This window comes from Mesorhizobium sp. M2A.F.Ca.ET.039.01.1.1 (assembly GCF_003998035.1).
In the GTDB taxonomy this organism is placed as follows: Bacteria; Pseudomonadota; Alphaproteobacteria; order Rhizobiales; family Rhizobiaceae; genus Mesorhizobium.
Genome location: NZ_RZRY01001408.1, coordinates 1 through 641 on the forward strand (window position 1 = coordinate 1; position 641 = coordinate 641).

The 641-nt window shown below is 60.2% G+C and carries 1 protein-coding gene; it reads left to right on the forward strand.

Going from position 1 to position 641, the window contains the following annotated elements; genetic code table 11:
• Positions 1-47: 47 nt before the first annotated feature.
• Positions 48-641 (forward strand): hypothetical protein (locus EOA24_RS40150; RefSeq protein ID WP_133375067.1); only part of this gene is annotated, 594 nt, incomplete at its 3' end.

The window sequence follows — 641 nt, forward strand, 5'->3', positions numbered from 1 at the left end:
ACAGCACTAGCCCCTCCCCTTCCCTCTCATCAAAAGGAAAATTTGTTATGGAAATTCAGAAGCTTGGCGACCTGTCCCGCTGGCGGGTCCACAACGAGAAAGAGGCGATCTTTTTCTCGGATCACAAGGTCCGCACGATCCGCCTCGATGTGCGGGCGGCGGCCTCTGTGCACGTCTACCTCCACACGAACGCGGATGGCGTCGTGGTGGACGAATTCCTGACGGTGCTGCCTGCCGGTCTGTCGGCGGTCGAGTTCCTCGGCAACGGCTGCTCGCTCGTGCTCGATAGCACGGGGCCGGTGTCGTACTTCTCGCCGGAAGTCGAGGCCATTTGGCACGAAAATGTCGAGGAAGAGACCTTCACGACCATCGCCAATCGCCGGGAACGCAACCCGGAAGTGGAGTGGATGGAATTCCTGATGCAACAGAACATCAACAGCCGAATGGCGGCCATGGATGCGGAATTTGAGCGCCGCATGCTGGCTCTCGAAGAAAGGAACGCGAATGCCAATTCCCTCGAAAACGCCGGTGGATCAGGCGGCGGAGTTCATCAGCGAACGGCTGCGAAACGTGCGAAACAGCCTGACGCACAAGCCGGCGCAATTGAGCCGGCCGCAGCCGATGCGGCGGGGGCATCACGG